Origin of the sequence: uncultured Dokdonia sp. (assembly GCF_937910895.1) — a bacterium.
In the GTDB taxonomy this organism is placed as follows: Bacteria; Bacteroidota; Bacteroidia; order Flavobacteriales; family Flavobacteriaceae; genus Dokdonia.
On sequence record NZ_CALEMI010000061.1, the window covers coordinates 1 to 15,526 of the forward strand.

At 35.2% G+C, this 15,526-nt stretch carries 12 protein-coding genes; 8 read left to right on the plus strand and 4 right to left on the minus strand.

From position 1 onward, the window contains the following. Positions 1-396: TonB-dependent receptor plug domain-containing protein (locus Q0505_RS07670; protein WP_299210915.1), on the plus strand; the 396-nt coding region annotated here is incomplete at its 5' end. A gap of 96 nt (positions 397-492) precedes the next feature. Continuing rightward, positions 493-885: a group III truncated hemoglobin gene (locus Q0505_RS07675; protein WP_299210918.1), complete on the plus strand. Its 393-nt coding sequence runs from the start codon at positions 493-495 to the stop codon at positions 883-885. On the opposite strand, the gene Q0505_RS07680 is transcribed toward Q0505_RS07675, so the two are convergent. Further along, positions 882-3,053: an ATP-binding protein gene (locus Q0505_RS07680; protein WP_299210921.1), complete on the minus strand. Its 2,172-nt coding sequence runs from the start codon at positions 3,051-3,053 to the stop codon at positions 882-884. The two genes, Q0505_RS07675 and Q0505_RS07680, sit on opposite strands and share 4 nt — an antisense overlap. 284 nt (positions 3,054-3,337) lie before the next feature. On the opposite strand from Q0505_RS07680, the gene Q0505_RS21405 reads away from it, so the two are divergent. After that, the gene (locus Q0505_RS21405; protein ID WP_366519377.1) at positions 3,338-3,493 is read left to right on the plus strand and encodes an aspartyl protease family protein; all 156 of its coding nucleotides are present in this window, start codon (positions 3,338-3,340) and stop codon (positions 3,491-3,493) included. A 111-nt stretch (positions 3,494-3,604) separates the two neighbouring features. Here the strand turns inward: Q0505_RS21405 and Q0505_RS07685 are convergent, their stop codons facing one another. After that, positions 3,605-4,927, minus strand: a complete 1,323-nt coding sequence (locus tag Q0505_RS07685) for an amidohydrolase family protein (protein ID WP_299210924.1) — start codon at positions 4,925-4,927, stop codon at positions 3,605-3,607. Positions 4,928-5,298: 371 nt separating this feature from the next. Between Q0505_RS07685 and Q0505_RS07690 the strand changes: the two genes are divergently transcribed. Together Q0505_RS07690 and Q0505_RS07695 are read left to right on the plus strand one after the other, a co-directional pair. Next, positions 5,299-6,147 (plus strand): universal stress protein, encoded by an 849-nt coding sequence (locus tag Q0505_RS07690; protein ID WP_299210927.1) that lies wholly within the window; start codon positions 5,299-5,301, stop codon positions 6,145-6,147. Beyond that, positions 6,144-8,363 (plus strand): SulP family inorganic anion transporter, encoded by a 2,220-nt coding sequence (locus Q0505_RS07695; protein ID WP_299210930.1) that lies wholly within the window; start codon positions 6,144-6,146, stop codon positions 8,361-8,363. Before Q0505_RS07690 ends, Q0505_RS07695 begins: the two co-directional genes overlap by 4 nt. Positions 8,364-8,509: 146 nt before the next feature. Here Q0505_RS07695 and Q0505_RS07700 read toward each other — a convergent pair whose 3' ends face one another. Beyond that, positions 8,510-9,040, minus strand: a complete 531-nt coding sequence (locus tag Q0505_RS07700) for a hypothetical protein (RefSeq protein WP_299210933.1) — start codon at positions 9,038-9,040, stop codon at positions 8,510-8,512. Between the two features lie 415 nt (positions 9,041-9,455). Between Q0505_RS07700 and Q0505_RS07705 the strand changes: the two genes are divergently transcribed. The 3 genes from Q0505_RS07705 to Q0505_RS07715 all read left to right on the plus strand — a co-directional run bounded on the left by Q0505_RS07705 (position 9,456) and on the right by Q0505_RS07715 (position 15,078). Continuing rightward, positions 9,456-9,854 (plus strand): hypothetical protein, encoded by a 399-nt coding sequence (locus Q0505_RS07705; protein ID WP_299210936.1) that lies wholly within the window; start codon positions 9,456-9,458, stop codon positions 9,852-9,854. Between the two features lie 254 nt (positions 9,855-10,108). Continuing rightward, positions 10,109-13,306, plus strand: a complete 3,198-nt coding sequence (locus Q0505_RS07710) for an AsmA-like C-terminal region-containing protein (protein WP_299210939.1) — start codon at positions 10,109-10,111, stop codon at positions 13,304-13,306. Between the two features lie 830 nt (positions 13,307-14,136). Then, positions 14,137-15,078 carry a hypothetical protein gene (locus Q0505_RS07715; RefSeq protein WP_299210942.1) on the plus strand — a complete coding sequence of 314 codons (942 nt, stop codon included), beginning with the start codon at positions 14,137-14,139 and terminating at the stop codon, positions 15,076-15,078. Positions 15,079-15,194: 116 nt separating this feature from the next. Here the strand turns inward: Q0505_RS07715 and Q0505_RS07720 are convergent. Beyond that, on the minus strand, positions 15,195-15,526 hold a 332-nt coding region (locus Q0505_RS07720; protein ID WP_299210945.1), incomplete at its 5' end, for a hypothetical protein.

Consider the following 15,526-nt stretch of genomic DNA (forward strand, 5'->3'; position numbering starts at 1 on the left):
ACATTATTGGGCTTTGTAAATAACTCAGATGTACAACGTATAGAATTACTCTTAGGACCTGACGCTGCTATTTATGGTTCCAGAGCCGCTGGAGGAGTGATCGCTGTATACACTCGGTTTGCACTAGGAGAAACCATCTCTAGAAAGAAAGCGCAATTAGACTTTCAGGGGTATGAGCCTACTATTTCCTTTGAAGACTATCAAGAAAGCCTTTCTAAAAGAGAACGAAAAAATGATCCTGTAGTCTATTGGAATCCTTCGGTGGAAACAGATGAAAATGGGGAAGCGATTATTAGATTTCCTATCACATCTGATAATACAATGCCCTTAAAAGTAAAAGCCACGACCATTAATGAAAATGGACAGATAGGGGTGCTACACACTACGCTTAATTAGTATTTTCTGAGTACGCTTTCGCGAAAGCATACTCAACCATATATATTATTATATACTTGCTATATCATAACTTTTGTGCCTACCTTGTCGCTAGTTATGCAAAAAGAAATCACCACCAGAGAAGACATCGCGTTTCTTGTCACTTCTTTTTATAGTCGTATACGTAAAGACGTGTACCTCGCTCCTATTTTTAATCGTCACATTCAGGATTGGAAGGCGCATTTAGAACATCTTACCGACTTTTGGGAAGCACAACTCTTTTTCTCTAAGAAGTTTACAGGCAATCCGTTGCTCAAACACCAAGAAGTAGATGCTTCCGAAGGATATACCATCAATGAACAGCATTTTGGGATTTGGCTCAATTACTGGGTGCAAACAATAGATGATTTATTTGTTGGCGAGAAAGCCGCTACGCTTAAAAATAGGGCTCGGAAAATTGGAACGTTCTTACACGTCGGGATGTTTAATGCTCGTCCTAAAAATAGCTAACATTCTTTTTTCATTTGCACAACAGCACAATGTATTTTCTGGATAAAATCTGTGGTGATAAATGGTTTTAAAATATATCCATTCATTTGTTGACTATTCATTTTGCGCTCTATCTCTTCTGAAGAGGTTGCTGTCAATGCAATAATAGGGGTAAAATCCCCCATATTTCGTATGATTTTTGTCGTTTCATATCCATCTAATTCTGGCATGTGAATATCCATAAGAATGCAATCAAAGGCAGTTTCTTTTATAAGAGCTATCGCCTTTTCTCCAGAATCAACAACTTGAGAATCAATTTCATATTGATCTAAAATCTTTTTAGTAACTAGTAAATTAATTTTATTATCGTCTACAATCAATATTTTCTTATGTCGCAAGTCTTCTGTCAAATCTTTAAGATCTGCATCATTTATGATGGCTTTGGTACTTTTAGATAATTTTAGTTCAAAACTAAATATCGCTCCTTCTCCTTTAACACTGTCTATGTGGATTGTGCTTCCCATTGCATCCAAGGTCATTTTTACAATTGAGAGCCCTAAACCAGTGCCTTTAAATGACATTTCTGATTTTGCATGTTCTTGATAAAATTCTTCAAAAATCTTTGTTTGATTTTCTTTAGAGATTCCAATACCATCATCTTTTATTGCAAAATAAACAGTGGCCTCTTCTTCTTGTTCATCTACTAATTTTGTAATGATTGTAATAGTACCATCACTTGTAAATTTAATAGCGTTAGAGATTAGATTGATTAGGATTTGTGATAGTTTTAAAGAGTCACCAACTAATACATCAGGAATGTTTGTATCATAATCTAATTGAATTTTATTATTGCTATGACGTATAGCATACTCTAGGCTTTCTACAATATCTAAAATTAAAATTCTAGGTTTAAACTCTAAGAACTCTAGGGTCATCATCCCTGACTCTACTTTGTTTAATTGAAGTACATTATTAATAAGAGATAATAAATGATTTCCAGAAAAATTGAGAGACTCCAAGTATTCCTTATGACTACTATTCACATTTTCTTTTAACAGTAGTCTAGAAAGTTCGATAACGCCATATAAAGGGGTGCGCAACTCATGACTAATCTCTGAATAGAATTTACTTTTTACATTAGATAATGCTTCTGCTTTTTCTTTAGCAACCTTCAGCTGTTTGTTTTTCTTAAAGATGGCATAGACGCCAAATAAAAGAAAGAGAATTAATGCTAAAAATATAAAGTTAGACACTTTTGCCTTTTTAAACGCAACAGCTTGTTTTTCTTTTTCTTTATTGGCTCGCACAAGCTCTTCTTCATTATCGATCATACGAATGCTCGCCTCTACTTCTTTGGCTATTTCTAATTCTCTAAAGGTGTATATCGTATCTGCAACTTGTGTATACTCTCGTAATGCAAGAAATGCTTTTTCTATTTGGCCATCAGTATAATAACGATCAGACTGTAATCTATACAGTGTCGCCAAAATACCATAAAATTGATATTTTTTTGCATAGGCTAGGCTTTCATTATAATAGAAATCGTAATTGGCTACATCATCTATTTCATAATAGATATCACTCATTTTCATATATAAATGCCCAATAATAGACCTCCCTTTAACAAGCGATGATGTTTTTGACAGCTCATAAGCTTCTTTATAATAGGCAAGCGCAGTAGTATAATCTTGCTCGGAGTCGTATACATATCTTGCATAATTATACAGTGGATAGATGATCTCATCTTTATTTTGCGATGCTCTCCCAAGCTCAATAGCTTCTTTAAAATAGGCATTAGATTTTTCTATGCTATCAAATTCTCTATACGTAACCCCTATATCACTTATCACTTTTATGGCATTTCCAATGTCTTTGGATTTTAGAAAATAATCTCTTGATTTGAATAAATAATCCAAACATAAAGAGTCATTACCCGTATTGTAATACGTATTTCCTAGAACATTATAAGCCTTTGCTTTTAAGTGGTTATTATTAGTTTTAGTAGCATAATCAATAACTCTATCTGAAATATTTATAGCTGCTCCATAATCAAATTGATCAAACAAGTGATAAGCGCGCTCTATCTCTTTATACATAGAGTCCTCCATCACACGGTCTATCACTTGAGCACTACTGGTATACGAGTAAAAATTTAAAAGAAAAATAGCTAATAAGTAATTGTATTTCATTCGATTAATGAATTGTAAGTACACTCTAATTTAAGTAAAAAACTCCAAAAATGGACTGTAAGCATCAAATATAGTATTCTACATATATTCTCATGTAAGTTATTATACCCTTTTTAAAAATCGAACACGTTAACACTCATTAACCCTGTTTTTCTAGCTAGTTAGGTATTTTTGAAAAAAATACATCTCATGAGACGCTATCTGTTTTTAATATTGGTTGCTATCACTCCAATGCAACAAGCCAAATCTCAAGCATTTCATTTGAGAAAGAGGGATTAGTCTATATTCCTGTAAAAGTAGCTGGAGAAGAAAAGGCACTTACATTTGTTTTTGATACAGGAGCGTCAACAGCTGTTATGGATAAAGCAGTCGTGACACGTTTACGAATTACAACAGAAGACGAAGTTCATTCCATCACGGGATCTCGCATACAACCTTAAAATTGTACCGAGATCTATTAAAACAAGAAGGACAAACTATACGGCTAGTTCTAAAAAAAGCCTCTGGAAAAGAAGAAGAAATTGAACTTGCTTTGAAGCGTCTTCTCTAGCTTATTTATACCGTTTACCGTGTTTTATAACAATATCAACATCTTGTAAAAGACTGATGTGTCTTAGTACATCGCCTTTTACCGCGATAATATCGGCATGTTTTCCTTCGGTAACTGTGCCTACCTTATCGGCAACACCCATCCATAGCGATGGCCAGTAGGTAGCACCACGGATAGCGTACATAGGATCAATCCCAAATTCGTTGACCCAAACATCCAATTCGTTCCAAGTAGATTGGCTATGAAATTTCATAGGGATCCCACTATCAGTCCCTATCATAAGGACAACACCAGCATCTATGAGTTGGTTGATTTTTGTTTCGAGTGTAGGTTTACGAGCTGGTGTTAATTGGAAATAAGGCAACCTATCTTTATGAGCAAAACTATTTTTAATATCGGCTACAATAGTGTCGTGAAGTCCGCGATGCCAAGAATCGTTATCCAGATGCTCGCCATTATCGCGTACATACTCATAGTTGTATAAACCCTCTACGGTTGGACACCAAAATAAAGGTCCCAAATTCATCTGTGCCGTACGTGCTCTAATAGCATACATCACCTCATCTGGATATCTTGGTGCTGAGGAAAGTCCTGTATGTTCAAAACAATCTGCTCCTGCTTTTAATCCTGATATAATTTCCATAGGACGATGTCCATGTGCTACCACTTTAAGATTGTGTTTATGCGCTTCATCTACCACAGCTTGTAACTCGGCTGTGGTCATTTGATCTTGATCAATGAGTTTGATACAATCTACACCTGCTTCGGCAAGGCGTTTTATTTTTTTACGTGCATCGTCTGCACCATTCACGCCCCAACGAAAGGCTTCGGTACCAGGATATGGCTTCTTTTGGATAAAAGGGCCAGACACATATAGCGTGGCTCCAGGAATTTCTCCTTTATTAATACGATCTCGCACAGATATACTTTCTTCCAAAGGCGCACCAAGATCACGAGCACTTGTGACTCCAGCCATCAATAATTGCTCGGCAGACGCTGGCATAATCGTATTCTCTAATAAGGGCAAATAGGTTTTATCCCAGTAGGCATAATCGGCATGTCCATTAATCATCGTATGTACGTGCATATCCCATAATCCGGGAAGTACAGACATTCCTTCGGTAGAGATGACTTCTGCGCCAGCAGGAATCTTCACGGTAGCTACTGTTCCCACTTCTTTGATAATATCCCCTTCTATAATAATGACACTGTTTTTAATGGGAGTAGCTCCGTATCCATCAATAAGCGTCCCTCCTACTAATACTTTTACTTGTGCTTGAAGCGAAAAGGTTCCCAAAAAGAGTATAAAAAGTAATTTCTTCATAGCTGTTTATTTTCTTAAATATAATTAAAATTAAGAGGTTACACGCTTTTGCGAAAGCGTATATCACAATCACTACGCTATACATCTTAAAAATCGATCCAAGGATCGAGGTATTAAAATATAAATATCGCTTTTCAGCGGGATTCGTTCAACTAGCTTTTTTGTACGCGTCTTTCTGACTTTACAAAACAATGTTTCACTAATAAAAGTAAGGTTTTGTATGCTTTCGCGAAAGCGTACACAGAAATTATCCCACTGTAGATCTTGCAACGAAAGGCTTTTGTTTTATTATGAATCTGAATAATCTGTTGTTCTCTCTATGAGAGAATATAAAAAGAGTACCTTACCCGCTTAATTTTATCAAACCTCTATTGAATACACAACCTTTTCGAGTTATTGGAATTGGCGCAGGATTTTCTCCAAACCTTAAAGCGAATCTATATGAAGCTGCGCGTTTGTGTATCTTCTTTAATGCAAAGTTGGTTCTTATTCATGTGGGTGAAAGAACAGATGAAAAAGCAACTCAATTAGATGAGATCGTAGCGCCTTTCAAAGTTCAAAATTTATTATATAGTATTGTTTTTCAACCTGGAGAACCTGTTGAAAGTATCATATCTGCTACAGAAAAATATAAAATAGACCTCCTAATATTAGGAGCTGCACAGCGAGAAAATATTTTTAAATATTATATAGGGTCTATCGCTCGCAAGATTACCAGAGAAGCAAAATGCTCTATTTTATTGCTTATAAAACCCTCTGTAGATCGGATTCAATGTGAGCATATTGTGGTGAATGGACTTGAAGATGCACGAACCTTACAGACTCTAGATGCTGCTTTTTATGTAGCCAACAAATTAAATGCTTCACGTATCACGATTGTAGAAGAGATCAGACAACAAGAAGTAGCGGTACACGTAGACGATGACAAATCGCTTAGAGCTGCAAAAATCAAAAAAGAAAAAATAAGTAGACGTGAAGATTATAGAGTACAACAAATGATCTCTCAAGTTCCTGACACTTATAAAAAAGAGATTACGATTAAGACACAAGCTATTTTTGGAAAACGCGGTTATAGTATCGGTCATTATGCCGAGGTAATAGGTGCCGATTTATTAGTCATGAACGCTCCGTCAAAAACAAATTTTTGGGATCGTCTTTTTCCTCATGACATTGAGCACATATTAACTGAATTACCAACAGACGTTTTAATCATTCAGTGAGTCTAAAAGAAAACAAAATAGCATCCGTTTTTAAAGCGCTTCCTAAAAATATATTTTCAGGATTTGTGGTCAGTCTTATTGCTCTGCCTTTAGGGTTAGGACTCGCCATGGCGAGTGAAGCACCACCTATTGCAGGAATCATTACCGCGGTTGTCGGTGGTGTTATGGTATCTATACTTGGGGGAAGTCACGTGACGATTACAGGTCCTGGTAACGGACTTGTAGGAGGATTGCTGATTGCGATGACCGTATTAGGCCCTTTTGGCGCGTATGCAGCGATTATTGTTTCTGGAGTTGTTTTATTGGTTCTCGGATTTTTACGTTTAGGAAAACTAGCCGATTTTTTCCCTTCTTCTGCGATTCAAGGAATGCTTGCCGCTATTGGACTGATCATCTTAGGAAAGCAATTTCATATTATGCTGGGCAATCGGATAAAAAGAGATGGAAACATAGACTACCTTTTAGAAATTCCTACCACCATCAAAGGGGCTTTTTTGTATGATGATACTGGGTTTACGTATGCTGCCATTGCGGGTGTGATCAGTCTAGCGATTATGGTGTTTTATTCTAAAATAAGAAACAAATACCTACAGCTCATCCCTGCACCTATGTGGATTGTGTTGCTTTCTATAGGATTTAGTTATTATTACGAACTCGTTTTAAAACTTCCTAACCCTATTCATCCTGCGTATATGATCTCTAATATTCCTGCATTGGCAGAGATTGTAGCAGATATTCCAACCCCTGATTTTTCGACTATAGGAACACTGCCTTTTTGGTCAAGTGTGGTCGCTTTAACGCTGATTGCTAGTATAGAATCTTTATTGAGTATCAAAGCTGTAGATAAATTGGATCCTCAGAAAAGGAGGTCAAACATCAATCGAGACTTAAAAGCGCTAGGCCTTGCGACCGTAGGGAGTGGTTTCTTGGGAGGTCTCAATGTGGTTACTGTCATTGCACGTAGTTCTATCAATGTCAATAACGGCGGTAGCAACCGGAGTTCTAATTTTTTTCACGCAAGTTTTCTAGTCCTTTTTATAGGACTATTTAGCACACAACTTACACGAATTCCCTTACCTGCTTTAATGGCGATATTAGTATACACAGGATATAAACTCGCCTCTCCAGTGATGATAGGGAAGATCTTTTCTATCGGAAGAGAGCAATTAATTATCTTTTTTGGAACCCTCATTACCACTCTTTTAGTAGACCTTATTACAGGTATTATTATAGGAGTTGTCATTACGTTTATTATTCATGTGATCCTGACCAAAAGTTTTACCTTGTTTATTAGAAACGTTCTCAAACCCAATGTATTGATGTTTAGAGAAGCCGGAGGGATTTCTGAAAATAGCTATTTTGTAAGTGTCAAGCATTTTTGTACGTTCTTAAACTTTTACAAACTCAAAGACAAACTAGACGCTATTTCTGAAGATACTGATGTTGTTGTAGATTTTTCTATGTGTGAATTTGTAGATCACACGGTGATGGAAAATTTACATAACTATCAAGAACTTTTTTCAAAACGAGGAGGTCATTTTGAAGTGATAGGACTTGATATGCACGATACAAAATCTGAGCATCCCTTTGCATTAAGGCGTTTGCTTCCTATTCCAAATGTGATTAAAAACAGTCTTACCAGAAGACAAATAGCATTAGAAGAACTTGCCAAAGATTACCATCTTACATACGATGCACAAAAAAGTACAAAGGTTCACTTCCTAGAAACCTTTTATACGTTTACAACCAAAAAAATAGAACATATAACCAATAGATTATCAAATTCAGAAAATATCATCAATACGTTTGACATTACCTTTTCTGAAGGTGAATTAATCACAAAAGAAATTATACGCACTACGATGCTTATTATAAAACTCCCTAATGAAGTTCCTTTGTTTACACTAGATAAAGAAGGCTTATTAGAAAAGTTTTATTCCTTAGCGGTACACAAGGATATTAACTTTAAAGAGCACAGTGATTTTTCGAATCGCTTTTATCTTTTAGGTGATAATGAGATCGCAATAAGATCCTTTTTTACGGATGAATTGATCCATTTTTTTGAAAGCAATCCCTACTATCACGTAGAGTCTAACGGGAAGCAATTACTTATTTTCAATAAAGAACGCATTGCAAGTATCAAGGAAATCAAAGCCTTGCTAGATTATGGAAAACGTTTACGACAGGTGATTTGTGAAGAGGTGATTACTTTATAAAGAAATACTCCTCGTATCATCTTAACGGAGTAGGTAAAGATTTTAACATTAAAAAGCCCATTATAATTTACATTATAATGGGCTTTTGGGGTATATAATATGTACTCTATTTTTAATGATCTTGAGAAGATCTTGCAATTAATAGATTATAATATTTGTAACAGTCCTCTGTAAGAAGCTGTTAATGCGTTACCATTCGCATCTACTAAGTTTGCTACGATCAATTGATCACTTCCTGTTCCTGAAATAACAACTGTACCACTTACTGCACTAAAAAAGGTTCCATTACCTGTTTCAGCATTAAAGTTGATAACACCCTCTGCATCTACCCATGTAAATTCTGCTATTTCATTAGAAAATATATACGTACCCGGTACAAGTCCTGTAGCACTATTTGTATTTAGATCCAAATATAAAGATGCTCCAACTCCAGTAATCTCTTCTTCTGCTGTGTCAATCGTAAATCCATCTGAAAATAAGACAACATCCCAATCAAAACTTCCATCTCCATTTGCTCCAAATTCTGATAAAAATCCTACCTCAACATCAAATTGCTCTCCATCTATAGTCATCGTATTTTCTGAGGCAACCGTATCATTGTCATCATCACTCTTACAAGAAACAGCTACAAGGTTGAAAACTAAGGCAAAAAGCACTACTAATTTTAAATTTTTCATTCTATGTTTTTTATATTTTTATTAAACAAGGCGCGAAAATAACTGTATATCAGAAAAGCACATAATTTTTTTTAGGTTTTTTTAAAAATTATGTGCCACTTAATCAGATCTTTATTCTTTTTGAGTTCGCTTTCAAAGAGCATAGCGATGCAGAAGTTCACACTGAGCATAGCCGAAGTGCGAAACCTATGCTGAACTTAGTCAAAGTAGCGTATAATATAAATTTTATACTAGACGTATTGAAGTGGAAAACCGTTTTAATATTTTACACAACACAGATTTTTATAATGAAATCCTTCTGAAACCATATATATATTCAAACCTTAAAAGAGATTTTATACAAATAATATGTTTCAATGAATCCCTTCAAAAGAATTTTGATTACTTTGAGAGATCAAATCTATAGACTCAACAGATGACTATTAAACATAAGACCATCACACAAGGCTTTATTCTCGCAGGATTAATGAACCTAAGTGTCTTACTCTTTTCAAGGTTCTTTACAAATACAACCATTCCCGAAGTCGATCCAACGGTGATGTCCAACTTTGGTTTAGTCATGATTGTTATTTGGGGGGTCGCATACATAGCTATCGCAAAAAAGTATCATCACGTAAAATGGCTTGTCGGTGTCTTTGCTATTGAAAAGCTGATTTATGGATCTGTTTGGCTACAATGGATTCTTAATAACAATATTTCAGACGTATATGAAAAAGATACAATGGCAGGAATGTTTTACTCCATATACGGCGTAAATGATTTGCTATTTTGTGTGTTCTTCCTCTTTGTTTTTGTAAAATTATCTAGAAAATAGAATCGTAATTCTAAAAGAATTTGATGCTAGTTTCTCACATGATAAACCTAAATACCTCTTTTCCTCATTTATGAATTTCCCAAAGCTAAGGTCTCAGGGATTGGATAAGTTTAGTAAAAATCCAAAACATCTAATCAATACATCCCATCGATCCAAAAACGAATTCATAAGCTACATAAGATTTTTCATACGAATTTGTTACTTTTAAAAGCAAACATTTTTTCTATTGCCAAATGAATTTTAAAACAGCTACTTTGAAGATTAAAAAATTCTGGAAACGAGTTTTAGTACTCCTAATCTTAGTTCCCGTTTTGGTAGTAGGCGCCCTCATCCTATATATTCAGAGCAACCAATCTGAAATTATTAAAGGGGAGATTGCGATACTCAACAAAGAACACAAAGGCCTTATACATGTTGGTGAAAGTGAATTATCACTTTTTGGTAATTTTCCGCACATCTCTATAAAAGTACATGATGTGCAAATCCTTGAAACAAAAGAAAATAATGCGCCCATTATCATGGATGTAAAGGATATGTACATAGGTTTCAATCTATGGGATATTATCAATAAAAACTATGATATACAATCCGTACTAATTGAAGAAGGGGTTTTTAATATTGTCATTCACGAAAATAATACAACCAATATTCAAAACTCCTTAGCCAGTACTTCTGAAACGGACACACCTTCCACTAATATTCATCTAAAAAAAATTAGATTCAAAAATCTAGATGTCCACACATTAGACGAAGCTACCAATACAGATGTCGAAAAATTTATATATGCAGGTACGGGTGGCTTTAGCCGGAAAGACAGTATTATCGCTGGGCATATAGACACCTATTTTGAATTAAATGTGATAAAAGATAAAGACACAACTTTTATTCGTAAAAAACATTTTGAAATTCATACAGACTTAGCATTTAATGAATACACGGGTATTCTTGACATACGACCTTCAGGTATTTCAATAGAAAATGGTGATTTTGAGTTAGAAGGTTCTATAGATACAAATAATGATATGGACCTTGACCTATCTATAAAAGGAACAAAGACCAACTTTGATATGCTCATTGCATTTGCGCCAACAGATGTAATCCCTATACTAAAGAAATACAATAATGCAGGTAAAATTTATTTTAACGCAAGTATTAAGGGACCTGCTAACAAAGGAAACAGACCTGCTATCAATGCTAATTTCGGAGCAGGAAAAGCCTTCTTAGAAAATACAGAAAGAAATAAAAAGATAGATGATTTGGGTTTTAATGGACATTTTACAAATGGAGAAAATAGAGATCTCAGTACGATGGAATTTTCACTAACCGATATCACTGCGTCCTTGGAAAAAGGCGAATTTCAAGGTTCCCTTTTTGTTAAGAATTTTGAATCTCCCGAAGTGGATATGCAAATCGATTCAAATTTCAATCTTGATTTTATTGCAACCTTTTTTGAACTAGAACAAGTACAAGATGCCTCTGGACAAGTTTCGCTTAAAATGAATTTTCATGATATTATTGATATTGATAACCCAGAAAAAGCACTACAAAAACTCAATCAGGCATATTATGCAGAATTGATTGTAAAAGATTTAAAAATTGTTTCTAAAGAACTTCCCGCTCCCATAAAAGATTTGGATGTAAACGTAGTTATGAATGGCAAAGAAGCGACGCTGAAACAGTTTGAACTATTAATGGGAAATTCAGATCTATCCATCAGTGGTTTTCTTTCAGACCTACCTGCTATTATTCATCATACAAATATTCCTGTGAAAGTCCATTTAGATATTACCTCTAGTTATTTGGATCTTGCAGAACTAACAAGATTTTCAAAACAGGATACGATCCAAACAGGTTTTGATGAACAAATAAAAGATTTAAGTTTAGGGCTTTCTTTTAACGCTTCCGCGAAAAATTTCACAGAATCTGATTATTTACCAAAAGGGGAGTTTTTTATAGATAGTTTGTATGCAGACTTAAAGCATTATCCACATACACTACACGATTTTAATGCCGATGTATATATAGATGAGAAAGACCTAGAAATTATAGATTTTACGGGCTATATAGATGATAGTGATTTTCATTTTAACGGATTGATACACGATTATGCCTTTTGGATGCAACCCGAACTTAAAGGAGATGTCTATTTAGATATCAACCTAACCTCTGATAGGTTACGACTAGAAGATGTCTTTTCCTATAAAGGAGAAAATTATGTACCCGAAGAATACAGACATGAAGAATTTGATGATTTGACATTACATTTTTCGTCTAGTATGCATTATAAAGATGCTGCACTACATTCTATCGATCTGGGGTTAGATAAATTAAACACCAAAATGAAGGTACATCCCCTTCCCTTTGACAATTTTAGAGGAAACATCCATTATGAGGATGACCACATTGTCATTAAAGATTTTCACGGAGAAATAGGAACCACCAATTTTAATTTTGATCTCAACTATTATTTAGGAGAAGATCAGCAAATAAAGAGACGAGATAATTATCTCGCAGTAACCGCAAATTATATTGACTTTGATGCCCTGTTCAATTTTGACCTAAGCCCGTCAAAACCAACAGAAGTAACAAATTTAACAACTGCCGATGTCAAAGAACATACAGAAGCATTCAACATCTATGAGTTGCCATTTACAGACATGCAATTCAAGGCAGATATCGGACATTTTATATACCATAGAATCGATCTTCAAAACATCAAAGCAGCTATAAGAACCACCCCCAATCATTACATCTATATAGATACCCTAAATATGAATGCTGCAGGAGGAAAGATTCAATTAAGTGGTTATTTTAATGGGAGTGATCCAAAACATATCTATATGCAACCCGATTTGGTCATGACCAATGTTGATTTGGATAAATTACTCTTCAAATTCGAAAACTTTGGACAAGACCATCTTGTTTCAGAAAATTTACAAGGGAAACTTACGGCTAGAATTAAAGGTAAGGTGAGAGTATATCCAGATATGACTCCAGATTTGGATCAGTCTACCATAGAAATGGACGTCAAAGTATTAAACGGAAGATTAAAAAATTATGACCCTATGCTGGCACTTTCAGACTATATGGGAGATAAAAATCTACAAAACATTCGATTTGACACGTTGCAAAACAGTTTAGATATCCAAAAAGGAAAGATCCATATTCCTACGATGACCATCGAATCTACATTAGGTCACATAGAATTATCAGGCACCCATGATAGTGATCAAAATATAGATTATTATGTCCGTATCCCATGGAAAACAGCCAGAAAAGCCGCTTGGCAAAAATTGTTTAAAAATAAGAACGATACCCTTGTAAATTCAGAACAAGAAGACAAGATTGTAGAAGTAGACACCACCAAAAATATTAAGTATCTCAATCTAAAGGTCAAAGGAAATATCGATGACTACAAGGTCTCATTGGGTAAGAAAAAAGAAGAGGAATGACTATTTTTAACAATTAAATTTTAACCTAAAAACGGTCAACTCTAATTAGGGATATACATTGTTCTCTTCTCTATGATCTATACTTTATACTCTATTTTCTTTATTATCTTTTTAAAATTCCGCTTTCGCGAAAGCATACAAAGAAGCAGAAGTGTATACTCAGTGTTACACCGAGCATATTGATGCGCATAATAAAAAAACAATTACAGCCATCTCGACGACAGGAGAGATCACATAAGTAATTCAATTTCGACTTCGGCTTCGACTTCGGCTTCAGTTTCAGTTTCAGTTTCAGTTTTAGTTTTAGTTTTAGTTTAGCCCCTTATAAGTTTGAAGTGATGTTTTAAATTTCAAAATTCTATATCAATATGAAATCAGGATTAACCCCTGTATCCCCTTTCGCGAAAGCGAACAATAAAAAGCTCAGAGCCTAAAAGGATAAACAAAAACTGAAATCAAAACTACAGTCATCTCGACAATAGGAGAGATCGCACAAGTAGCTCAGTTTCGACTTCGATTTCAGTTTCGATTTCAACTTCAAAATACCCACTGTTATATGATTTCCTACCTACGACAGGCAGGTTCATCGCTCGTACCTCACTTTGTCCTTTACAAGGGCAAGGACATAGTGCTTTGAATGCAACAGTAACGGAAATTCATTGGAACAATTAGTCAGGTAAATTTTAATTCCAAAAAAAAGAGTAACTTTAGATATACCAAAACATACGTCGAGCGATCATCCAATACTTCCCCCGCGCCAACGCTAGACATCAGGCATCACAAACCATCTACACAACGTTAGTTGTAATTTTAACTATAAATATATTATTATGAGACATTTAGCATCAATATTATTGATTTTAAGTCTCTTCTGCTCTTGTGACGAAGACGACGGAACTATTTCAATCGGTTTATTAGCAGAACACAGAGGGGTGTACATCAATGATTTTTATACTGGAGGTATTTTGGGCAATAGTACCCTTGAAGATAATCTGCTAGCATGGGTGGATGAAAATGATTTTACAGACATCTATCTTTACAATATTGGAGCGGCTCTTGGAGATGAGAAAGATGATGAGTTACGCGCTTTTGTAAAAAAAGCACATAATGAAGATCCATACGTAAGAGTATCTTTCGTTTCTGCTGGATTTGGAGATTCGTTTACTGAAATTGAAGAATACCATGATGGCAGGAAAGATAGTAGACCCGACGGTATTGTCAGCGAAATTGAATTTTGGAACGGTGGTATGAACTTTACAGATGATTATGCCCCTTGGATTGACAAAGTAAATGATTTGAAATTTACCCCACCTCCAGGCGACGTTGCACCACTTAATGCAGGGATCACCCGTCAATTTTACATTGGTAAAATTAAAGATCCTGGAATGCCTCCAAGCTTAGCCATAGCAAAGGAGTTGGTCATGCACCATGATGAGATTTTCTTAACCAACTATCATAGCGACGCTTGGCAGTTGTCTAGTTCGTCTGAGGAAAATTCTATTATAAATAAATTGAATTTGTTGGCACAAGCAGGTATGGAACTTGACAAAGAAGTGACTATTGTGATTCTCTTTAACGTCTATCAAATGTCGCCATCCCCAGAAATCTGGGATTATTTTGCAACCACAGGAATGGACCATGAATTTGAAGATGCATTTGCAGAATGGAGTGCTGAATATAATGCGAGCACAGACATTACCAATAAAGAGTTCCTAAAACTCAAGGGCTTTGGTATCTATAGATATAGCGATGCCAAAAATGCAAGGCCTTAAAAAAACCTACGAATTCGAAATTGAAATCGAAACTGAAGTCGAAAACGAATTACAGTCATCTCGACTATTCCAATCAGGAACTCGTATTACGTTACAACAAATCTACCCCTGAGGAATTACCAAAGACCCCAATCAAATATATGTTCTACAATCTCATCATATACATGCTCAAAAGCACCTCCTAATTTGTGAAAAGCATTTTCAATAACCTCTTTTGGATAATTGGCATGTTCTAAAACGCATGCGACTTCATCGGCACTTACACCAAATACATTTTTCAAAGAAGTAGCAGCCTCCACCACATCTACACCTTTTGTGTATAAAAGCGTAGCCATGTCTTTGATAGAAATACCAAAAGTAGCTTCTAGAGCTTTAGCACTATTTTCTACCGAAAAAGCAATACTAGCACCTAAATGAGCCATTTCAAAAAGAACATCTTCTACTTCTT